The organism is Gordonia sp. SGD-V-85 (assembly GCF_001456905.1).
Taxonomy (GTDB): domain Bacteria; phylum Actinomycetota; class Actinomycetes; order Mycobacteriales; family Mycobacteriaceae; genus Gordonia; species Gordonia hongkongensis.
Window position 1 is genome coordinate 222,635 of sequence record NZ_LNQO01000002.1, and the last position, 20,366, is coordinate 243,000.

The 20,366-nt window shown below is 68.5% G+C and carries 22 protein-coding genes and 1 pseudogene; 19 read left to right on the forward strand and 4 right to left on the reverse strand.

Annotated elements, in window-relative coordinates; genetic code table 11:
* The first annotated feature begins 87 nt into the window (after positions 1 to 87).
* From rbfA to truB, 6 genes are read left to right on the forward strand one after another with little or no spacing between them, the layout of a single operon-like run.
* Positions 88 to 543, forward strand: coding sequence for a 30S ribosome-binding factor RbfA (rbfA, locus tag AS181_RS03065; protein ID WP_058250133.1), 456 nt, complete (start codon positions 88 to 90; stop codon positions 541 to 543).
* Positions 540 to 1,496, forward strand: a complete 957-nt coding sequence (locus tag AS181_RS03070) for a DHH family phosphoesterase (RefSeq protein ID WP_058250134.1) — start codon at positions 540 to 542, stop codon at positions 1,494 to 1,496. The genes rbfA and AS181_RS03070 overlap by 4 nt, the downstream gene beginning before the upstream one ends.
* Positions 1,497 to 1,534: 38 nt before the next feature.
* Positions 1,535 to 2,887, forward strand: a complete 1,353-nt coding sequence (locus AS181_RS03075; RefSeq protein WP_175404253.1) for an MATE family efflux transporter — start codon at positions 1,535 to 1,537, stop codon at positions 2,885 to 2,887.
* 28 nt (positions 2,888 to 2,915) lie between these two features.
* The gene (locus AS181_RS03080; protein WP_175404254.1) at positions 2,916 to 3,917 is read left to right on the forward strand and encodes a metallophosphoesterase family protein; all 1,002 of its coding nucleotides are present in this window, start codon (positions 2,916 to 2,918) and stop codon (positions 3,915 to 3,917) included.
* Positions 3,914 to 4,570 carry a 4'-phosphopantetheinyl transferase family protein gene (locus AS181_RS03085; protein ID WP_058250136.1) on the forward strand — a complete coding sequence of 219 codons (657 nt, stop codon included), beginning with the start codon at positions 3,914 to 3,916 and terminating at the stop codon, positions 4,568 to 4,570. The genes AS181_RS03080 and AS181_RS03085 overlap by 4 nt, the downstream gene beginning before the upstream one ends.
* A gap of 1 nt (position 4,571) precedes the next feature.
* On the forward strand, positions 4,572 to 5,471 hold the full coding sequence (truB, locus tag AS181_RS03090) for a tRNA pseudouridine(55) synthase TruB (RefSeq protein ID WP_058250137.1): 900 nt from the start codon (positions 4,572 to 4,574) through the stop codon (positions 5,469 to 5,471).
* A gap of 22 nt (positions 5,472 to 5,493) precedes the next feature.
* On the opposite strand, the gene AS181_RS03095 is transcribed toward truB, so the two are convergent.
* The gene (locus tag AS181_RS03095) at positions 5,494 to 6,162 is read right to left on the reverse strand and encodes a metal-dependent transcriptional regulator (RefSeq protein ID WP_082652845.1); all 669 of its coding nucleotides are present in this window, start codon (positions 6,160 to 6,162) and stop codon (positions 5,494 to 5,496) included.
* A 100-nt stretch (positions 6,163 to 6,262) separates the two neighbouring features.
* Here AS181_RS03095 and AS181_RS03100 point away from each other — a divergent pair, with 100 nt between their 5' ends.
* The 3 genes from AS181_RS03100 to AS181_RS03110 all read left to right on the forward strand — a co-directional run bounded on the left by AS181_RS03100 (position 6,263) and on the right by AS181_RS03110 (position 10,394).
* Positions 6,263 to 7,231, forward strand: coding sequence for a bifunctional riboflavin kinase/FAD synthetase (locus AS181_RS03100; RefSeq protein WP_082652846.1), 969 nt, complete (start codon positions 6,263 to 6,265; stop codon positions 7,229 to 7,231).
* Positions 7,232 to 7,349: 118 nt separating this feature from the next.
* Positions 7,350 to 7,619, forward strand: coding sequence for a 30S ribosomal protein S15 (rpsO, locus tag AS181_RS03105; protein WP_004021887.1), 270 nt, complete (start codon positions 7,350 to 7,352; stop codon positions 7,617 to 7,619).
* Positions 7,620 to 8,090: 471 nt separating this feature from the next.
* Positions 8,091 to 10,394 (forward strand): polyribonucleotide nucleotidyltransferase, encoded by a 2,304-nt coding sequence (locus AS181_RS03110; protein WP_058250140.1) that lies wholly within the window; start codon positions 8,091 to 8,093, stop codon positions 10,392 to 10,394.
* Positions 10,395 to 10,465: 71 nt separating this feature from the next.
* Here AS181_RS03110 and AS181_RS03115 read toward each other — a convergent pair whose 3' ends face one another.
* Positions 10,466 to 11,206 carry a hypothetical protein gene (locus AS181_RS03115; protein ID WP_058250141.1) on the reverse strand — a complete coding sequence of 247 codons (741 nt, stop codon included), beginning with the start codon at positions 11,204 to 11,206 and terminating at the stop codon, positions 10,466 to 10,468.
* 136 nt (positions 11,207 to 11,342) lie between these two features.
* On the opposite strand from AS181_RS03115, the gene AS181_RS03120 reads away from it, so the two are divergent.
* Positions 11,343 to 12,824: a putative nucleotidyltransferase substrate binding domain-containing protein gene (locus AS181_RS03120; RefSeq protein WP_058250142.1), complete on the forward strand. Its 1,482-nt coding sequence runs from the start codon at positions 11,343 to 11,345 to the stop codon at positions 12,822 to 12,824.
* Between the two features lie 6 nt (positions 12,825 to 12,830).
* Entirely contained in the window at positions 12,831 to 13,607 is a 777-nt protein-coding gene (locus tag AS181_RS03125) for an NRDE family protein (protein WP_058250143.1), read from the forward strand.
* Here AS181_RS03125 and ald read toward each other — a convergent pair whose 3' ends face one another.
* On the reverse strand, positions 13,608 to 14,723 hold the full coding sequence (gene ald, locus AS181_RS03130) for an alanine dehydrogenase (protein WP_058250144.1): 1,116 nt from the start codon (positions 14,721 to 14,723) through the stop codon (positions 13,608 to 13,610).
* 146 nt (positions 14,724 to 14,869) lie between these two features.
* Here ald and AS181_RS03135 point away from each other — a divergent pair, with 146 nt between their 5' ends.
* From AS181_RS03135 to AS181_RS03165, 8 genes and pseudogenes are all read left to right on the forward strand, one after another.
* A complete protein-coding gene (locus tag AS181_RS03135) occupies positions 14,870 to 15,352 on the forward strand; it encodes an Lrp/AsnC family transcriptional regulator (RefSeq protein WP_058250145.1) in 483 nt (160 codons plus the stop codon).
* Between the two features lie 66 nt (positions 15,353 to 15,418).
* Entirely contained in the window at positions 15,419 to 16,168 is a 750-nt protein-coding gene (gene dapB, locus AS181_RS03140; protein WP_058250146.1) for a 4-hydroxy-tetrahydrodipicolinate reductase, read from the forward strand.
* A gap of 2 nt (positions 16,169 to 16,170) precedes the next feature.
* Positions 16,171 to 16,710 (forward strand): hypothetical protein, encoded by a 540-nt coding sequence (locus AS181_RS03145; protein ID WP_058250147.1) that lies wholly within the window; start codon positions 16,171 to 16,173, stop codon positions 16,708 to 16,710.
* Between the two features lie 4 nt (positions 16,711 to 16,714).
* Positions 16,715 to 16,930, forward strand: a pseudogene (locus AS181_RS03150) (flavodoxin family protein); the annotation flags it as partial.
* Between the two features lie 62 nt (positions 16,931 to 16,992).
* Positions 16,993 to 17,646, forward strand: coding sequence for a HEPN domain-containing protein (locus AS181_RS03155; protein ID WP_058250149.1), 654 nt, complete (start codon positions 16,993 to 16,995; stop codon positions 17,644 to 17,646).
* 3 nt (positions 17,647 to 17,649) lie between these two features.
* A complete protein-coding gene (locus tag AS181_RS03160; RefSeq protein ID WP_058250150.1) occupies positions 17,650 to 18,105 on the forward strand; it encodes a flavodoxin family protein in 456 nt (151 codons plus the stop codon).
* 109 nt (positions 18,106 to 18,214) lie between these two features.
* Positions 18,215 to 18,676 carry a hypothetical protein gene (locus AS181_RS24870; protein ID WP_139114178.1) on the forward strand — a complete coding sequence of 154 codons (462 nt, stop codon included), beginning with the start codon at positions 18,215 to 18,217 and terminating at the stop codon, positions 18,674 to 18,676.
* Between the two features lie 272 nt (positions 18,677 to 18,948).
* Entirely contained in the window at positions 18,949 to 19,734 is a 786-nt protein-coding gene (locus tag AS181_RS03165) for a hypothetical protein (RefSeq protein ID WP_139114179.1), read from the forward strand.
* A 3-nt stretch (positions 19,735 to 19,737) separates the two neighbouring features.
* Here the strand turns inward: AS181_RS03165 and AS181_RS03170 are convergent, their stop codons facing one another.
* Positions 19,738 to 20,352, reverse strand: a complete 615-nt coding sequence (locus tag AS181_RS03170; RefSeq protein WP_058250152.1) for a M50 family metallopeptidase — start codon at positions 20,350 to 20,352, stop codon at positions 19,738 to 19,740.
* Positions 20,353 to 20,366: the final 14 nt, after the last annotated feature.

Here is a 20,366-nt window from a genome sequence, read left to right on the forward strand (position 1 = left end):
CACCCTCGTACGACATCTCGACAGTTGTGGTGCGCGCCGACCGGTCTCCGGTCGGCGCGCACGCAGCGCTATGGAAGGAGTCCTGGAATGGCAGATCCGGCACGGGCTCAGCGCCTGGCCAAGCGGATCTCGTCGATCGTCGCGTCGGCGATCGCGCACGAGATCAAGGATCCGCGACTGGCGTATGTGACGGTCACCGATGCCCGGGTGACCAACGATCTCCACGATGCGACGATCTACTACACCGTGATGGGTGAATCCATCGACGCCGAACCCGACTTCGAGGCTGCGGCCTCGGGTCTGGCGAAGGCGACCGGCGTGCTGCGGTCGAAGGTCGGTGCGGGTACCGGGGTGCGCTTCACCCCGACCCTGCGCTTCGTACTCGACACGGTTCCCGATGCCGCGCGTCAGATGGAGGAGCTCGTCGCCCGCGCCCGCGCGAACGACGAACTCGTCGCCCGACGCGCTGCCGAGGCGAAGCCGGCGGGGGAGTCCGACCCGTACCGCTCGGCGGACGACGACACCACCGGTACCCGCGAGTGAGCAGTTCGTCGAGTGCGGCGATCGCCGCGACGCTGGCCTCCGCGACCGCGGTGACCATCTGCTGTCATGTCCGCCCCGATGCGGACACGATCGGCAGCGGTCTGGCGCTGGGGCTGGCACTCGACCGCCGGGGCGTCGACGTCGAGGTCTCCTACCCGGGGACCGAACAGCTCCCGGCGTCGCTCGCCGGGCTGCCCGGTGGCAAGTTGCTGTGCGCTCCCGCGCAGGTCGTCGGACACCCACTGGTGGTCGCGGTCGACGCCGCCAACCTCGAGCGGCTGGACTCGCTCGGTGAGACGTTCACCGCGGCGCAGACCTCGATCGTCATCGACCACCACGCGTCGAACCCCGGTTTCGGCGATCTCGACCTGGTGGACCCGGCCGCCGACTGCACCGCCGTGCTGGTGCTCGACGTCCTCGACGACCTGGGTGTCGAACTCGACGCCGACATCGCCACCTGCGTCTACGCCGGCCTCAGCACCGACACCGGCTCGTTCCGCTGGGCCCGTCCGGCGTCGTTCCGGGTCGCGGCCCGGCTCCTGGAGACCGGCGTCGACACACGGAAGTGGAGCCGGATCCTGTTCGACTCCCATCCGTTCGCCTGGTTCTCGATGATGTCGGGTGTCCTGGCGTCGGCGCAGCTCGTACCGACCGCCTGCGACGGTGAGGGTCTGGTGTACGCCGTGGTCGACCAGCAGGCGCTGGCCGGGATGAGCTGGGAGGAGTCCGAGAGCGTCGTGGACACCATCCGGACCGCCCGTGAGGCCGAGGTGGCAGCGGTGTTCAAGGAGGGCGAGCCGGGTGTCTGGACGGTCTCGCTGCGGTCCAAGGACATCGTCGATCTCGTACCGATCGCCCGGGCGCACGGCGGCGGCGGGCATCGTCAGGCCTCCGGGTACAGCGACACCGGTACCGCCGACGAGGTGGTCGCCAGGTTGCTGGAGTCGCTCTGAGCCTCGCGTCGGAGCCGGACGCCGGGGACGCCCCGGGCGTGGCACGCATCGCCACCCTCACCGTCTCGGCTCTCGCCGTCCTCATCGCGCCGCCGCTGTACCTCCTGCTGGACCTGGCGGTCGTCGGACGCCTCGGCGGCGAACAACTGGCCGCTCTCGGCGTCGGCACCCTGGTGCTCTCGATCGTCAGCACGCAGCTGACCTTCCTGTCCTACGGCACCACCGCCCGCTCCGCGCGTCGCTTCGGCTCCGGTGACCGGCCCGGCGCCGTCGTCGAAGGCGTACAGGCGAGCTGGATCGCGGTGGCGGTCGGCGTCCCGATCGTCGCCGTCGCCTACCCGTGCGCCCCGGTCGTGATGCGTCTGCTGGTCGGGACGTCCTCGCCGGAGTCCGCCGCGGTGGCCGAGGACGCGGCGGGCTGGCTGCGGATCGCGATGTTCGGCGTCCCGCTGATCCTGCTGTCGATGGCCGGGAACGGGTGGATGCGCGGCGTCCAGGACACTCGTCGTCCCGTCGTCTACGTCGTGGTCGGGTTGTCCCTCGCCGCGGTCCTCGTCGTCGGACTGGTCCACGGCGTCGGCCCGTTCCCGCGTCTCGGTCTCGACGGCAGCGCGGTGGCCAACGTGATCGGACAGGGTGTGACGGGCGTGCTGTTCGCCGTGCGGGTGGTCCGCGAGGCACGGCGGGTCGCCGTGGGTGCCGGCCACGGGCCCGGCTCGCGCGCCTTCGCACCCGACTGGTCGATCATCCGCGCGCAACTGGTCATGGCGCGGGATCTCATCGTGCGCAGTCTGTCGTTCCAGATCTGCTTCGTCTCGGCGGCCGCGGTCGCGGCGCGATTCGGGGTCGCCCAGGTGGCGGCGCACCAGCTCGTGCTGCAGCTGTGGGAGTTCATGGCTCTGTTCCTCGACTCGGTGGCCATCGCCGCCCAGGCGCTGGTGGGCGCGGCGCTGGGAGCGGGACGACTCGGCGCAGCCGACTCCGTCGCCCGGCGCGTCACCGCGGTGTCCGTGGTCGCCGCCACCGCGATGGCTGCCCTCTTCGCGGCCGGTGCGACGCTGATCCCGCGTATCTTCACCTCCGACGCCGCCGTCCTCGACGCCGTCGGGGTGCCCTGGTGGTTCTTCGTCGGCATGTTGCCGATCGCCGGCGTGGTCTTCGCGCTCGACGGCGTGCTCCTCGGCAGCGGCGACGCCGCCTTCCTGCGCACCGCGACCCTCGCCGGCGCCCTGATCGGGTTCCTGCCGCTGATCTGGCTGTCGCTCGTGTTCGACTGGGGACTCGCGGGTGTGTGGTCGGGCCTGGTGGTGTTCATGCTCGTGCGTCTGGCCACCGTGGTGTGGCGGATCCGGTCCGGCCGGTGGCGCCGGGCAGGTGCGGTCCGCGCCTGATCGCGATCCTCTGGCACGATGGATCCTCGTGGCTACTCTGTGGGCGATCAGCGATCTGCACATCGCGCATCGGGGCAACGAGCACATCATCGACAGCATCCGGCCGACCTCGCCGGACGACTGGCTCATCGTCGCCGGTGACGTCGCCGAACGCACCGACGACATCGTCGACACCCTGCGTCGTCTGCGGGCTCGGTTCGCCACCGTCGTGTGGGTCCCGGGCAACCACGAGCTGTATACGACGGCGAAGGATCCGCTGCAGGTGTTCGGGGTCGCGCGGTACGACTACCTCGTCCAGGCCTGCCGCGACATCGGCGTGGTGACCCCGGAGGACATTTACCCGCTGTTCGATCCGGGCGATGGCTCCGATCCCGTCCGCGTGGTCCCGATGTTCCTGCTGTACGACTACACCTTCCGCCCGGAGGGCACGGCCAACAAACTGACCGCGCTCGCGCTCGCCCGGGAACGCAATGTGGTGGCCACCGACGAGTTCCTGCTGTCGTCCGAGCCGTTCCCGACCCGGGACGCCTGGGGTCGGGCGCGGATCGAGATCACCCGGCGTCGGCTGCAGGCCATCGACCCCGCCGAGAAGACGGTCCTCATCAACCACTGGCCGCTGCGCCGCGAACCGTGTGACGCGCTCATCTATCCGGAGTTCGCGCTGTGGTGCGGCAGCGAGCTGACCGCGGACTGGCACACCGAGTTCAACGCAGCGTGCTGCGTGTACGGGCACCTGCACATCCCCCGGACCACCTGGTACGACGGCATCCGGTTCGAGGAGGTGTCGGTCGGCTACCCGCGGGAGTGGAAGCGCCGCGGACTCCCGAACCCATTGATGCGCAACATCGTTCCCGGAGACGGGCTCGGTGCGTCCGATCTGCCCGAGCACGGAGTCCGGTTCGACCTGCCGCCCGACTACGCCGAACGGGCCGCCGAGTTCCGGCAGCGGGTCGAGCAGCGGCAGGCGGAACGACGAACACGACAGGCCGAGCGGCAAGCGGAACGGCAAGCGCGAGAGGACAACCGATGATCGAACAGCTCCTGCCGGCCGGCGTCGCCTCGGCGGAGGCGTTCGCCGATCCGCCGGATCTCGTCCTGCTGCCGGCCGAGCAGAGCCTGATCTCGCGCGCGGTGGAGAAGCGTCGTCGCGAGTTCACCACCGTTCGGCATTGCGCCCGGCAGGCGCTGGGGGAGCTGGGTTACGAGCCCGTCCCGATCCTCAAGGGGGACAAGGGGGCACCCGTGTGGCCGGCCGGGATCGTGGGCAGCCTCACCCACTGCGACGGTTATCGCGCCGCGACGGTCGCCTACGCGATGTCGGTGCGTTCCCTCGGTATCGACGCCGAGCCGCACGACAGCCTGCCCGACGGTGTGCTCGAGCACACCAGCCTGCCCGCCGAGCGCGAGGTGCTCGCGACCCGGTCGGGTGACCTGCACTGGGACCGTCTGCTGTTCTGTGCGAAGGAGGCCACCTACAAGGCCTGGTTCCCGGTCGCCAAGCGCTGGTTGGGTTTCGAGGACGCGCACATCACCTTCGAACAGTCCACCCCGACGTCGGGGACGTTCACCTCGCGCATCCTCATCGACCCGGCCGCCGCCGACGGGGGACCGCCGCTGCTGGAGTTCTCCGGACGTTGGCTGGTCGAGCGCGGCATCATCACCACCACGATCGCGCTGACCTGACGTGGCCGACGCAACCATCGAGAACGCCGGACTGCTCGTCGTCGACAAGCCGGCCGGGATGACCAGCCACGATGTCGTGTCACGATGCCGGAAGATCTTCAACACCCGCCGCGTGGGGCACGCCGGTACCCTCGACCCGATGGCCACCGGTGTCCTGGTCGTCGGGATCGAGCGGGCCACAAAGCTTCTCGGACTCCTCTCGCTGACGACGAAGTCGTACACGGCGACGATCCGACTCGGCGCGTCCACCACGACCGACGACCGCGAAGGCGAGATCCTCGACACGGCAGACGCATCCGGGGTCCTCGACGCCGACATCGCCGCGGCCATGGCCGATCTCACCGGTGACATCCAGCAGGTCCCGGCGAAGGTCAGCGCCATCAAGGTCGACGGGCGGCGAGCGCACGCACTGGTGCGGACCGGAGCCGACTTCGACCTCGCGGCGCGCCCGGTCACCGTGTCCCGCTTCGAGCTGCTCGACGCCCGGCGCGACGCCGCGTTCGTCGATCTCGACGTGGCCGTTGACTGTTCGTCGGGCACGTACATCCGGTCACTGGCGCGCGACCTCGGCGCCGCGCTCGGGGTCGGGGGGCACCTGACCGAACTCCGGCGGACGGCGGTCGGCCCGTTCACCCTCGACCATGCGCGCACACTCGACGACGTCCGCGACGAGCCGCGCGTCAGCCTCGACATCGACGAGGCGGTCAAGATCTCGTTCCCGCGCCGCGACATCGACGACGACGAGGCCGAGTCGATCAGTCAGGGGCGATGGCTGGAGCCGATCGGCCGCAAGGAGATCTACGTCGTCGTCGATCCGAGGGAACAGGCGATCGCGCTGATCCAGGAGAAGGGTCGCCGCGCGAGTTCGGTGATGGTGGTGCGGCCGGCGACCCTGCGCTGACGCGCCCTGCCGAAGAAACGGTTCAGCCGCGCGGCACGACGAAGATGGCGCGCGCGGCGATGTCGCCGAGGTCGATGGGGTCGCCGTCGTCGAGCGACACCGAGATCGTGCCCGCGAACGGGCGCTTCTCGGCGACGGTCACCACACAGTCGAGGGCGACGCCCACCTGGTCGAAGTAGCGCAGCATCTCGGGATCGGTGTCGGAGATCCGGGCGATGGCGCCCGACGCCCCGACCTCCAGGTCGGCCAGGAGTGCCGCGTCCGGTGCGGGGATCGAGCCGTCGAGTGCGGGAATCGGGTCGCCGTGCGGATCCCGGTCGGGGAAGCCGAGTTTCGCATCGAGCCGGGCCATCAGCCGGTCGGACACCGCATGTTCGAGGATCTCCGCCTCGTCGTGGACCTCGTCCCAGCGGTAGCCCAGCTCGCGCACCAGGAAGGTCTCGATCAGCCGGTGGCGGCGCACCATCAGGATGGCCGCGGACCGTCCAGCGGCGGTGAGGGTGACCGCGCCGTACGGTTCGTGCGAGACGAAGCCCTGGTCGGCGAGTTTGCGGATCGCCTCCGACGCGGTCGATGCGGACACGCCGAGGGATTGCGCCAGCAGCTTGGTGGTGACCTTGACGTCTTCCCACTCCTGGCTGGTCCAGATCACTTTCAGATAGTCCTGGGTCACCTGTGACAGTTCTGTCACCGGACGATCCGTTCCCCGAGGCATGACCAAGAGCTTAACCCCACCGCAAACGCGAGTGGCGGTGGTGGTTTGGAACACCGGGTGCCCGTAGTCTGGTCGCGTGTTGCGTTGGCGAGGTCTGGACGACATCCCCGCGGGCTGGGGACGGTGCGTGGTCACCATAGGTGTCTTCGACGGTGTTCACCGGGGACATGCCGAGCTCATCAACGCCGCCACGAAGGCGGCGAAGGAGCACGGCGTCCCGGCGGTGCTGATGACGTTCGACCCGCACCCGTCCGAGGTGGTCCGCCCGGGATCCCATCCGCCGCAACTGACGACGCTGACACGACGCGCCGAGCTGGCCGAGGAGCTCGGCATCGACGTCTTCTGCGTCATGCCGTTCACACCCGAACTCGCCGCCCGGTCGCCCAAGGACTTCGCCCACGACATCCTCGTGGAGACGTTGCACGCGGCCGTCGTGGTCGTCGGCGACAACTTCACGTTCGGACGCAAGGCGGCCGGCGACGTGGCCAAGCTCGCCGAACTCGGTGGGAAATTCGGCTTCTCGGTGGAATCGGTCTCGCTGTTCGGTGAACATGCGGTGACCTTCTCGTCGACCTACATCCGCTCGTGTGTCGCGGCCGGTGACGTCGACCGCGCGACCGAGGCGCTCGGCCGCCCGCATCGGGTCGAGGGTGTGGTGGTGCGCGGCGACGGCCGTGGCCGCGACCTCGGGTACCCGACGGCCAACGTGGCCCCGCCGATGTACGCCGCGATCCCCGCCGACGGGGTCTACGCCGCCTGGTTCACGATCCTGGGCGCGGGTCCGGTCGTCGGCGAGGTCGAACCGGGGGAGCGCTACCAGGCCGCGGTGTCGGTCGGCACCAACCCCACCTTCTCCGGCCGCACCCGAACGGTCGAGGCATTCGTTCTGGACAAGAGCGCCGACCTCTACGGGCAGCACGTCGCCGTCGACTTCGTGCACCGCATCCGCGGGATGGAACAGTTCGACGGCGTCGACGACCTGATCACCGCCATGGGTGACGACGTGACGAAGACGCGCGAGATCCTGGCGGCGGCCGAGAGCTGAGCCCTGGATTTGGGCCGGGTCCCACCCGGGCGGTAGCCTGATCAGTCGGTGTTGCTGCAGTCCGCGGTGGCGCACCGTGGTTGTTTCGGACGCGGTACTGAGAAACAGGAGTAACTCCATGGCTTTGACTGTCGAGCAGAAGAAGGAAATCCTCGCCGAGTACGGTCTGCACGAGACCGACACCGGCTCGCCCGAGGCCCAGGTCGCGATGCTGACCAAGCGCATCACCGACCTCACCGAGCACCTGAAGCAGCACAAGCACGATCACCACAGCCGCCGCGGTCTGCTGCTGCTGGTCGGCCGTCGCCGTCGTCTGCTGAAGTACGTCGCCAAGGTCGACATCAACCGCTACCGTTCGCTCATCGAGCGTCTCGGCCTGCGTCGCTGATCTCCCGACTTCCACCGGCCGCCCCCGAAACGGGGGCGGCCGGTTTTGTCGTATCGGGGGTCGTCGTATTGAGGTATCGACAGTCGGCGGTGATACGCTGACAGACGGATCGTGCCGGAACTCGAGGCAGTGCGGAACGACCAGCCAGATCGGTCCTCGGTAGTGGCCGCCGGAACCCTCGCCCGGGCAACCCTCGGGCGCGCAGGATTCCGGCCGCTTCGATCGAAGGCCGTCTGAGCACTCATCCGGCGCAGACACGCTGCGCCATTCACCGTGCTGCCGCACATTCTCGGCGCGTTCTGGGTAGGTCCGATCCGCGCGTGCGCTCCTGTGCGAGCCCGCTCGACGTGACACGTGAGTTCGTGCTGCGCACCTCCGCGAAGGCCACCCCCAACCGCACAAGCGGCCACCTTCTCGTGGCCGCGTCAGACGGCCGCCACCGGCAGCCGCTACGAAGGGATTCCACCCCACATGACAGATGTGAACACCACCGAAGACTTCGCCGACGACTACGACGACGCGATCACCGAGGCGACCGCCGTCATCGACAACGGGAGCTTCGGCACCCGCACGATCCGGTTCGAGACCGGACGCCTCGCGCTGCAGGCCGCCGGTTCGGTGACCGCCTACCTCGACGACGAGAACATGCTGCTCTCGACCACCGCGGCGTCGAAGCACCCGAAGGAGCACTTCGACTTCTTCCCGCTGACCGTGGACGTCGAGGAACGGATGTACGCCGCCGGCCGCATCCCCGGATCGTTCTTCCGTCGCGAGGGTCGTCCGTCGACCGACGCGATCCTGACCTGCCGCCTCATCGACCGTCCGCTGCGCCCGTCGTTCGTCGACGGTCTCCGCAACGAGATCCAGGTCGTCGTGACCGTCCTCTCGCTGAACCCGAACGACCTCTACGACGTCGTCGCGATCAACGCCGCGTCCGCCTCCACCCAGCTCGCGGGTCTCCCGTTCTCCGGTCCGGTCGGTGGCGTGCGTGTCGCGCTCATCCCGACCGAGGAGAACAAGGCCGGCCAGTGGGTGGCGTTCCCGACCGTCGAGCAGCTCGAGGGCGCCGTGTTCGACATGGTCGTCGCGGGCCGGATCGTCGCCGGCTCCGGTGACAGCGCCGACGTCGCGATCATGATGGTCGAGGCCGAGGCCACCGACAACGTCATCGACCTCATCGCCGGCGGCGCGCAGGCACCGACCGAGGCGATCGTCGCCGAGGGCCTCGAAGCCGCCAAGCCGTTCATCGCCCGCCTCTGCGAGGCGCAGAAGTCCCTGGCCGCCGCCGCGGCCAAGGAGACCGCCGAGTTCCCGCTGTACCCGGCGTACCAGTCGGATGCCTACGACGCCGTGGCGGCCGCCGCCACCGATCGCCTGTCGGAGATCCTGACGATCGCCGGCAAGCAGGAGCGCGACGACAAGACCGACGAGCTCAAGGCCGACGTCCTCGAGCAGCTCGGCGAGCAGTTCGCGGGCCGCGAGAAGGAGATCGGCGGGGCCTACCGGTCGCTGACCAAGAAGCTCGTCCGGCAGCGCATCCTCACCGACCACTTCCGCATCGACGGCCGCGGCATCACCGACATCCGTGCCCTCTCGGCCGAGGTCGCGATCATCCCGCGCGCCCACGGCAGTGCGCTGTTCGAGCGCGGCGAGACCCAGATCATGGGTGTCACCACACTCGACATGGTCAAGATGGCGCAGCAGATCGACTCGCTCGGACCCGAGACGTCCAAGCGGTACATGCACCACTACAACTTCCCGCCGTACTCGACCGGTGAGACCGGTCGCGTCGGATCGCCCAAGCGTCGCGAGATCGGCCACGGTGCGCTCGCCGAGCGTGCCCTGATGCCGGTGCTGCCGAGCGTCGAGGACTTCCCGTACGCGATCCGCCAGGTGTCCGAGGCACTGAGCTCCAACGGTTCGACCTCGATGGGCTCGGTCTGTGCGTCGACCATGTCGCTGCTGAATGCCGGTGTGCCGCTGCGCGCCCCGGTCGCCGGCATCGCCATGGGCCTCGTCTCCGACACCGTCGACGGCGAAACCCGTTATGTCGCACTGACCGACATCCTCGGCGCCGAGGATGCCTTCGGCGACATGGACTTCAAGGTCGCGGGCACCAAGGACTTCGTCACCGCCCTGCAGCTCGACACCAAGCTCGACGGCATCCCGTCGCAGGTGCTCGCGGGTGCGCTCAGCCAGGCCAAGGACGCCCGACTGACCATCCTCGACGTCATGGCCGAGGCCATCGACGAGCCCGACGAGATGAGCCCGTTCGCGCCGCGGATCACCACCATCAAGATCCCGATGGACAAGATCGGCGAGCTGATCGGCCCGAAGGGCAAGACGATCAACGGCATCACCGAGGAGACCGGCGCCAACGTCTCCATCGAGGACGACGGCACCGTGTTCGTCGGCGCGGCCGACGGTCCGTCCGCGCAGGCGGCGATCGACCGCATCAACGCGATCGCCAACCCGCAGCTGCCCAAGGTCGGGGAGCGCTTCCTGGGCACCGTCGTCAAGACCACCGCATTCGGCGCCTTCGTGTCGCTGCTCCCGGGTCGCGACGGCCTCGTGCACATCTCGAAGCTCGGCAAGGGCAAGCGCATCAACAAGGTCGAGGACGTGGTCAACGTGGGCTCCAAGCTCCGCGTCGAGATCGCCGACATCGACGAGCGCGGCAAGATCAGCCTCGTCCCGGTCGACGACGACGCCGACAAGGCCGACGCGCCCGCCCCCGACGCGGTCAAGGATGACGCGGTGAAGGCCGACGCCTGATCTGAGAACGACCCACCGGGGCCCGCCGTCCATTGCGGACGGCGGGCCCCGGTGTCGTCTGGAAGCCGGCGTCAGGATCGGTCGGCGGTGTCGAAGCTGATCTCGAAGCCGTCGGTCCAGGCCGACCCGGATCCGGCGATCTGCTCGTAGAGGCCTTCGATGGTCTGGGCCGTCGAGATCGCCTGGTCGGGGTTCTGCGTGCCGAAGTTGCCGCTCGAGGAGATCCCGACGAGGACATACCGTCCGCCACGGGTCTCCTGGTACCACGGTGAACCCGAATCCCCGCCGAGGACGACGAGTTCGGCGTTGACGAGACGATGCTCGGGCGCGGCGTCCTGATGCAGCAGGGCGGTCACGGTGCCGACGGTCGTCCCGGTGCGTTCGCCGGTCTTGGCGACCGGTTCGCCGACCTCGGGGTCGGCCGCCGTAGCGAACACGGGGTCCACCTCCCAGTCGTCCTCGATCGCGATGACGGTGTAACCGCGGGGATCGGCGAGCGTGATCGACCCGTCGGGGGTGCCGCCGTCGTCCTGCCAGTCCACGACCTCACCGATCGTCTCGCCGTCGGTGGTGGTGACCTCGTCGCCGACGCCCTCGGCGCAGTGCCCGGCCGTGACGGCGAGACGGTCACCGTCGGCGTTGGTCCCGAAGAACCCGATGGAACACAGGCCGTCGCCGATCAGGATGCCCTGGCCGGCGGTGAGTGTGTCGGCGTACTCGGGCGTGATGGCGGCTGCGGGGGCGGTCGTGCCCATTGCCACGGCCAGAGCGGCCAGCAGGGTGGTCGCGGCGGCGACGTGAGGCTTGATCATCGGGGGTCCTTTGCTCCGAGAGGGTGTCTGCTCCCTTCGAGCCGAACCCGGGCCCCGCGGTGTGCCGGCCGGACTCCGAATCATTCGACCGGCCGACGGTCTTCGCAGACCCCGGGCCCGCCTAGACTCTGCAGACATGGCCGGTGAGGAGAAGCCGCAGCTGACGGTGGCGCGGCGTCGGGACGCCGGCGGGATCTCGGCGGCGAGCGCCGTGGCCGAACTGCTCCGCACCGCACCGGTGATCGGCCGGGCCGACATGACCGTCCGCCAGGCGGCCGCGTTGATGACCGAGCGCGGACAGGACTATGTCGTGATCCCGCTGTCGGGCCGCCGGTACGGCGTGCTCACCGACTCCGACATCCGGGCCGAGGTGGTCGCCGCCGGGCGCAGGGTCGACACTCCCGTGGGTGAGATCGTGACGACGCCGGCCTTCGTCGTCGGGGCCGACGCATCGGCGATGGACGTCCTGACCGAGCTCGTCGACCGCGATCTGGCGATTGTCCCCGTCCGTGGCGCCGACGGCGAGGTGATCGGTGTCGTCGGGGCGGGGGATTTCGTCGCCGACCCCGTCGGTGCGGGTATCCCGCTGCGCGAACAGATCCGACGTTCGATCGACGTCGAGGAGCTGCAGGGGCACGCGCGCAGGCTGCCGCAGTTCGTGGCCGATCAGGTTCGCCGGGACCGACCGCCGTACGAGATCTCGCGCGCGGCTTCCATGATCGTCGACGCGGTCGTCGGTCGCGCGCTCGATGTCGTCCTGACCGCGCACCCCGAACTCGACCCCGCAGCGTTCACCTGGTTGTCGCTGGGCAGCAACGCCCGTCGGGAGCCGGTGCTGAGCTCGGACGTGGATTCGGCTGTCTCCATCGACGATTCGGCCGGCGGCGAGATCGAACGCTATCGGGCAGCCTTCGGTGAGGTCGACGAGGTGGTGCGTAACGCGGGACTGCGGGTCGACGACAACGGCGCCGTCGCGTCGAAGCCGCTGTTCGCGCGGACCCACACGCAGTGGCAGACGGCGGCGCGTGCGTGGATCGATGATCCGCTCGCCGGCAAGGGCATGATCTTCACATCGCTGATGCTCGACGGCCGGCCGGTCCGTGGGCGCGACGCGGTGTCGGCGACGCCCGCGGTCGCGATGATCGCCGGGTTGCGGCGTGACCCCCGGACGATGAATCTGCTGCTGGCCGAAACCCTTTCGATGCGTGCCCGGTTGCGGTCCCGGCGGGATGTGTTGACCGGTCGGGGCAACATCGTCGACATCAAGGGGCATGCGGTGACACCGCTCGTCAACATCGCGCGGTGGGCCGCGGTCAGTGTGGGTTCGACCGAGGTCGACACCCGTGGCCGTCTGCGCGCGGCGTCCGGCAGCGAGATGCTGCCGAGCGATCATGCGTCGACGCTCATCGAGGTCTTCGATGTGCTGCAGCGCGTTCGGCTGCGATATCAGGTCGCACAATTCGACAACGGTGATCCGCCCGGCGATCGGTTCGATGTCAGGCAGTTGTCCCCGCTGGACCGCAGCCTGCTCGGGCAGGCGGTCCGCGAGATCGCCGGAGTGCAGCGCCGCATGTCGACCATGAGCCGACTTCTTCCCGGACCCGAGCAGGTGACCTGAATCCCGATGTGCCTGATCCTTTGTGCGTGGAACGCGCACCCCACTCAGCGGCTGATCGTGGCCGCCAATCGGGACGAGCAGCACCGTCGCCGCACCTTCGCGCTGTCGCACTGGGACGACCTGCCGATCCTCGGCGGTCGCGACGCCGTCGCCGGCGGTACGTGGATGGCTGTCTCGGCCGAGGTCCCCGACCGGGTGGCCATGGTCACGAACGTCCGGGTCGGGCCGGCTCGACGGGCCGGAATCCGTTCGCGCGGACAGCTTCCGGTGGACTATCTGATCGGCGACGACGGCCCGAAGGTGTACGCCCACCGGGTCCTCGACGATGCGGCGGCGTACGATCCGGTGAATCTGCTCGTCGCCGATCGGGACGAGCTGTGGTGGATGACCAACTGGCCGGAACCGCGCGCCGAGCGGGTGGCCGACGGCGTGCACGGTCTGTCCAACGGGGCCATGGACAACGACTGGCCGAAGGTCGTCGACGGCGCGGCGGCGTTGAGTGGGCTGGTCGAGGCAGACGGTGGCGGGTCGGCTGGGTCTCCGGACGAGTCCTACTTCGCCATGCTGGCCGACCAGGATCGGCCGGACCCGGCGCGTCTGCCCGACACCGGCGTCGGGCCACAGGCCGAGGCGGCGTTGTCGCCGATGTTCATCAACATCCCCGGGTACGGCACCCGGGCTTCGACCCTGCTGCTCGTCGGGTACGACGGCCACGGATCGATGACCGAGCGTCGCTACGGCTGGCGGGGCCGACGCCGCGGAACCACCACGCTGACGTTCTGATCAGTTGTGCGCGAAGGGGTTCGGCGACACGTCCAGGTCGAGTGCGGCGCCGACCTCGGCGGTGAACAGTTGACCGTGCCGCGTGCTCAGTCCCGAGGCGAGTGCCGGGTCGGTTGCGCACGCCTGCTCCGGTCCCGATTCGGCCAGCCGGAGGACGTAGGGGAGGGTCGCACCGGTGAGCGCCTGTGTCGACGTACGCGCGACGTTGCCGGGCATGTTCGCGACGCAGTAGAAGACGGTGTCGTGGACGGCGAAGGTCGGGTCGTCGTGGGTGGTGGGTCGAGAGTCCTCGAAGCAGCCGCCCTGGTCGATCGCGACGTCGACGAGCACCGCGCCCGGCTTCATCTGGGCGACCGTGCTGTTCGAGACGAGGACCGGTGCCTTAGCACCCGGCACGAGGACGGCCCCGATGACGAGGTCGGCACCGACGACCGCCTCCTCGACTGCCAGGGCCGTGCTGTACCGGGTGTGGACGCGGCCGCCGAAGCGGGCGTCGATCGAGCGGAGTTTGGCGATGTCGATGTCGAAGACGGTGACCTGGGCGCCCATGCCGAGCGCGATCTGCGCCGCGTTCACGCCGCTGACGCCACCGCCGAGAACGACCACGTCGGCGGGCTCGGTTCCCGGCACGCCGCCCATGAGTACGCCCCGACCGCCCGCCGAACGCATCAGGTGATAGGCACCCACCTGCGGTGCGAGGCGTCCGGCGACCTCGCTCATCGGGGCCAGCAACGGGAGCGCGCCGTCGGCGGTCCGGACCATCTCGTAGGCGATGGAGGTGATGCCCGACGCCAGCAACGCGTCGGTGCAGGCCCTGCCGGCGGCCAGGTGCAGGTAGGTGAACAGCGTCTGATCCCGACGCATCAGCGCGAACTCCGAGGCGATCGGTTCCTTGACCTTCAGCAGTAGTTCGGCCTGCTCCCAGACCGCGGCGGCGGTTCCCAAGATCTGTGCACCGGCGGCCTTGAAGTCGTTGTCGGCAATGGCCGATCCCTCGCCCGCGCCGGCCTGGACGATCACGTCGTGGCCGCGCTGGTGGAGTTCGGCGACGCCGGCGGGGGTGATGGCCACGCGGTATTCGTGATTCTTGATCTCGGTGGGGATGCCGATGCGCATGATGACTCCGTCGGGTTGTGGTCTCCTGAACGTTCCTCGATGAACTGGTTTTAAGAGTGAAGGAACATCGGCCATGACACAATCGTGCGGAAGAATATTCTCGTGCAGCTCGGTCTGCCGACGATCGTGTGAGGACGGAGGGTGCGATGGCCACCACACCGAAGGATGTTCGGGCCGGTGAACTCGACGCGACGGACCGGGAGCTGCTACGCCTGCTGCAGTCCGATGCGCGGATGCCGAACAGCGAACTGGCGCAGCGCGTCGGCATCGCCGCGTCGACCTGCCACGGCCGACTGCGTCGGCTCGTCGACCTCGGCATCATCCGCGGCTTCTTCGCCGACGTCGACCCGGCGGCGCTGGGGCGCCCGCTGCGTGCCATGGTCGCCGTCAGTCTGCAGTCCGACGCGCGCGGTCAGATCCGGCGCTTCGTCGGCGAGATCGCCACCCACGACGAGGTGATCGACGTGTTCTTCCTCGCCGGCACCGACGACTACCTGCTGCATGTCGCCGCCGCCGACACCGAGGCGCTGCGCCAGTTCGTCGAACGACTCAACGGCCGGCCGGAGGTCGCAGGCACCACGACGTCGCTGGTGTTCGAACACCGCCGCGGCGGTGCCCCGATCTTCTGAGGAGAGACGCCACTAGACTGGCCCGGCAGCGACTCGGCCGGCAGGACACGACACGAAGAGGTGGACATGAGCGGTATCAAGGTGGGCGTCCTGGGCAGCCAGGGCAAGGTCGGGCAGGCGATCGTCGCGGCGGTCGAGAATGCCGACGACCTCACCTACACCGTGGGCGTCGACAAAGGTGACTCACTCGAGTTCTTCACCGACACCGAGACCCAGGTCGTCGTCGACTTCACCCATCCCGATGTGGTCATGGACAACCTGAAGTTCCTCATCGCCAACGGAATTCACGCCGTCGTCGGGACCACCGGATTCACCGAGGAACGCCTCGACACCGTGCGCGGCTGGTTGTCGGAGAACCCCGGGGTGGGTGTCCTCATCGCACCCAACTTCGCGATCGGCGCAGTGCTGTCGATGCGCTTCGCGGCTCAGGCCGCCAAGTACTACGACTCGGTCGAGGTCATCGAGTTGCATCACCCGCACAAGGCCGACGCGCCGTCGGGAACCGCCTATCGGACCGCGGAGCTGATCGGCCGTGCTCGCGCCGAGGCGGGCGTCGGCCGGAGCCCCGATGCCACGACCGAGGAACTCGACGGCGCCCGCGGCGCGGTCGTCGATGACGTACGTGTCCACTCGGTGCGGCTCGCGGGACTCGTCGCGCATCAGGAGGTGCTGCTCGGCACCGAAGGCGAGACGCTGACCATCCGGCACGACTCCCTCGACCGGGCGTCGTTCGCACCCGGAGTGCTCCTGGGCGTGCGGAGCATCGCCGGCCGTCCCGGACTCACGATCGGGCTCGAAGAACTGATGGACCTCTGACGATGACCTCCTCCGGCCCGCCGAACGAACCGCCCCACGACGACGACACCGAGGGCGGCGCACCTCGTCTGGGCCCGCGGAAGAAGGACTCCCGTCCGATCGTCTGGATGATCGCATTCCTCGTCGTGGCGCTGATCGTGTACTTCGTTCTGCTCGGATGGCGTGGCTTCCAGCTGATCGCCTCCGGGTCGGCCGCCGGGATCGGTCTCGGTCTGGGCGTGATCGCGCTGCCGCTGATCGGGGCGTGGCTGGTCTACGCGACGCTGCGGGCGGGCCTCGAGCACCAGAAACTCGCCGCCATCATGGCCGACGAGGGACGTGAACTCGACATCTCGAACCTGCCGCACCGCGCATCGGGCCGGATGGAGCGCGACGCGGCCGACGAACTCTTCGCCCAGGTGAAGGCCGAATGGGAGGCCGACCCGAGCGACTGGCGCAACACCTACCGCATCGCCCGTGCCTACGACTACGCCGGCGACCGCACCCGCGCCCGCTCGATGATGAAACGGGCTGTCGCCCAGTACCACGGCCGGGAGCAGTAGTCCGATGAGCCGGCTGCTGATCGTCCACCACACCCCGTCACCGGCATGCCAGGAGATGTTCGAGGCCGTCGTGGCCGGTGCGACCGACCCCGAGATCGAAGGCGTCGAGGTGATCCGACGCGCGGCGCTCGCCGTCACCGCCTCCGACTTCCTCGACGCCGACGGGTACCTCCTCGGCACGCCCGCCAACCTCGGATACATCAGCGGCGCACTGAAACATTTGAGTTCGCGATACCCCCCATGTACGAGGAGTCGCTGGTCAACGATGGAATCGGTGGCCGCGTGAGTAAGGAGACAACCGGCGTGTCAGCTCTCGATAGCGCGGAAGCGCTTCTCAGTGATGTCGAATCGCTGATGCAGAACCACCCTGCCCAGAAGGACCCGAGCCGGGGACGCCCGCCCGGGGCCGGGTACGGTCCTTTGCTGCGAGCATGCGTGGCGCTCTGCTACACGGCGTGGGAAGTCTACGTCGAAGAGGCACTCAACGAGACTGTCGCATCGCTCTGCAACGACCGTGACCCCGGTGCGCTGCCTGACGCGCTCCGCACCTGGGCGTCCCAGAACATCGCCGATGGATGGTTGTTCGCGGGGGACTCATGGCGCGTCGAGATCCCGCGAGCGGTTGAGTCGCTAACCCTTGGAGACGGAAACACCGAGTTCGGGCTCAACACAGCTAGCCCCAAACAGGTATCGATTCTGTACCGCGACGTGCTCGGTGTAGACCCTCTTGCAGCGGTGCGATGGCAGAGACGATCAAACAAGTCGGTTCGCGACGAGGTTCACCAGCTCGTCAAGGTGCGCGGAGAGATCGTCCACAAGGGGGCGACGCCGGGATCGCTCAATCTCGCGGGCGTGCGTGCCTGGGTGGACTTCGTCCGCCGCCTCTGTAACAAGTTCGACCAGCAGCTAGCCGAGTTCATGACAGAGGAAACCTAGGCGATGAGTCGCCTGCTGATCGTGCATCACACGCCATCGCCCCACTGCCAGGAGATGTTCGAGGCTGTGATCTCCGGGGCGACCGACCCCGAGATCGAGGGCGTCGAGGTGGTTCGCCGTGCGGCCCTTTCGGTTTCGGCAAGCGAGTTCCTCGAAGCCGATGGCTACCTGCTGGGCACTCCCGCCAACTTGGGCTATCTGTCAGGTGCTCTCAAACACGCCTTCGACCAGAGCTATTACCAGATCCTCGACTCGACCAAGGGGCGTCCGTTCGGGGCCTACTTCCACGGCAATCAGGGGACCGAGGGCGCTCAGCGGGCGCTCGACTCGATCACCACCGGCCTGGGCTGGTCTCGGGCAGCAGCCGACGTGGTGGTCTCGGAGAAACCGACCAAGGCCGACTTGGAGGCGTGCTGGGAGCTGGGTGCGACCGTTGCGGCCCAGCTGATGGAGGGGTGACGTGGAGCTGACCGCATAGGGCGGTCCAACAACGTGTGATGTCGTCTGACCGGGCGAACCTCCGTCGCCGGAACCACTGAGACTCGGACTACCTGCGCATACTCGATAGATGGGTATCTGGGACGACGCATCGAGCATCAACTCCGCGCGAAGCGCACAGGCCAACGCAGCTGTGAGCGCGGCAGAGGCAGGACGTGCGCGCGCACATGAGTTCGCCAAGGAGATGAAGAGGCTGGGCGTCGGGCCGTCTTCGCACCGCCTGGTCTCGACGAATCGATACATCAAGGTCCCGCGCGGTCAGAGGCATGTCACCGGATGGATCGTCCCCAGTTTGTATGGGTCGCTCGGTAGCGGGCCGAAGCCCTATCGATTTGCGACCATCGTGACACCCGATGGGGTGGCTGTTCCGGTCGGCCAATACCCAAGACCAGGAAAGCTCTTCGGAACGAAATTCGAGTTGAAGGAGAGTGACGCTGGGATAAGCGCGGAGGGTGCCGCACACGCGCTGGCTTGTGCTATGCGCGGCGAGGTCGTGACAACGAAGGACCTCCCGGCATACATCGAGACATAGTTGGGCGGATCGAGGGTGCAGCGTGAAACGAACTATCCACAGCTGATTTGCGCGTCAAAAACAGAAGTCGGGGCCGGGGGTTACGATCATGAATGGCAGATTCAACCGATCTGCCTCAGAGACGCCGAGGCCCTGCCAGAGCGGACTCCGACAGGGCTCGACGCGTATTTGGCGATACCGCTACAGCCTAGAGGGTGAGCGAACCCGAGCAACAGGGGATCGGTCACATCGGTCCGGTCTGTGTGGTCACGGCACCTACCCGGGGGTATCCCGTGACAGATGAACCCCTCGTCCGCCGATCAGTGCGCGACTTCTGCCGACACTACGGCCTGATCCGCAACGCCTATCTCGACGCCCGGGCGAAGGCCGGGGTCCGCGCCCTCGACCACAACTCGATGCTCTCGATCAAGGACCAGGAGGCTCTGCTCCGCTTCGTGAGCGCTGACCGCCGCCGCGCGCAGCGGATGCGCGAGATCCGCGAGCAGCCGGTCACACCGCGTCGCCCGGTCAAGCCGTCGCCGCCCCCGAAGCCACCGGTCGATGTCGATGCGGAGATCCAGCGCGTGTCGGCCTCGCTGGACAAGTGGCGCGGCACCCTCGTAGAGCTGACCAGGGAGCACCTGGTCAATGACGGCAGCGGGGAGTGCGCGAAGTGCCGGAAGCCCGCGCCGTGCCTGCCCAAGCAGACACTCGACAGCCTCGACGCCGGTCTCGTGGAGGAGATCGCGGTGTGGGATTCCGACGGCGGACCAGGCGCGGCTCCGTGGGTGGGCGAGGACCCCGAACGGCAGCTGCGGCTGCTCTACGCCCTGCGCAACCGATGGAAGGAGATGCTGGTCCGATACAGCATCGAGCACATGATCGAAGGCGGCGACGGGAAGTGTCCGGCGTGCGGGCTGGAAGCCCCATGCGAGATCAAGCGGTCGTTGAGCCGGTTGAACAGAGGTATCGCCCAAGCCGTTGAGACCGACTACGCGATCCTGGACGACGAAGAGCTGAACGCCGCCTTCCGGCCGCGGCGGTCCGGCTTCGTCAACGAGTGGTGGACCGGGAGCTGACTCTCAGTCCCGCGACCCAACCGGGTGGATCGTGAAGGTTCCCGGCGCACTGCCCGAGCGGATCACTGCCAAGGCGGCGGCGCGTCCATCGTCGTCGTTGTGGGGGATCTGGAGGGAGGCGTCTACGTCGGCCTTGGTCGCTGATCCGTTCGTATATACCCGGTGGGCCAGCAGGCTGATCGATGCCCAGCAGTTCACCACCAGTCGGGGCACCTGGGCGGGCCGGGGATCGCCCGCTGCGGTCATCGCTCTCTCATCGCGGGACTGTCGCGTCAGCACAGCACGCAAGGTCGCCGTGCTGGGCGGGCCGCCGCTGAGGTAGAACGCCTCGCCGTAGATACCTGCGTAGGCGATCTCGGCAGACGGTGCGCCGCCGAACCGCTGGGTGATAGTGCATGCGCCGGTGCGATTGTCGCCGTCAAGGGTTACACCGTTGACCTCGTGGCCGAGGACGGTGGCGACGACGGCGTGGGCGCTCTCGTGAACGGCCAGGGCGTAGCGCGCCCGCTGGGCGGCGGTCATGGTGGAGGTCTCCGGTGTCGGCGGTGCGGGGGCGGTGCGCTGCTGGATACGGGCAGGCCGGGTCACCTGGCGCGCCGCCCGGCTCGATGTGGTCATAGCGGGGTCCTCCT

Bases quoted from the DNA above. Each gene is read 5' to 3' on its own strand.
- AS181_RS24870 (WP_139114178.1), top strand. From the start codon at position 18,215: ATGGGTATCTGGGACGACGCATCGAGCATCAACTCCGCGCGAAGCGCA.
- AS181_RS03115 (WP_058250141.1), bottom strand. From the start codon at position 11,206: ATGATCAAGCCTCACGTCGCCGCCGCGACCACCCTGCTGGCCGCTCTG.
- ald (WP_058250144.1), bottom strand. From the start codon at position 14,723: ATGCGCATCGGCATCCCCACCGAGATCAAGAATCACGAATACCGCGTG.
- AS181_RS03125 (WP_058250143.1), top strand. From the start codon at position 12,831: ATGTGCCTGATCCTTTGTGCGTGGAACGCGCACCCCACTCAGCGGCTG.
- dapB (WP_058250146.1), top strand. From the start codon at position 15,419: ATGAGCGGTATCAAGGTGGGCGTCCTGGGCAGCCAGGGCAAGGTCGGG.
- rpsO (WP_004021887.1), top strand. From the start codon at position 7,350: ATGGCTTTGACTGTCGAGCAGAAGAAGGAAATCCTCGCCGAGTACGGT.
- rbfA (WP_058250133.1), top strand. From the start codon at position 88: ATGGCAGATCCGGCACGGGCTCAGCGCCTGGCCAAGCGGATCTCGTCG.
- AS181_RS03085 (WP_058250136.1), top strand. From the start codon at position 3,914: ATGATCGAACAGCTCCTGCCGGCCGGCGTCGCCTCGGCGGAGGCGTTC.
- AS181_RS03110 (WP_058250140.1), top strand. From the start codon at position 8,091: ATGACAGATGTGAACACCACCGAAGACTTCGCCGACGACTACGACGAC.
- AS181_RS03135 (WP_058250145.1), top strand. From the start codon at position 14,870: ATGGCCACCACACCGAAGGATGTTCGGGCCGGTGAACTCGACGCGACG.
- AS181_RS03170 (WP_058250152.1), bottom strand. From the start codon at position 20,352: ATGACCACATCGAGCCGGGCGGCGCGCCAGGTGACCCGGCCTGCCCGT.
- AS181_RS03160 (WP_058250150.1), top strand. From the start codon at position 17,650: ATGAGTCGCCTGCTGATCGTGCATCACACGCCATCGCCCCACTGCCAG.
- AS181_RS03120 (WP_058250142.1), top strand. From the start codon at position 11,343: ATGGCCGGTGAGGAGAAGCCGCAGCTGACGGTGGCGCGGCGTCGGGAC.
- AS181_RS03145 (WP_058250147.1), top strand. From the start codon at position 16,171: ATGACCTCCTCCGGCCCGCCGAACGAACCGCCCCACGACGACGACACC.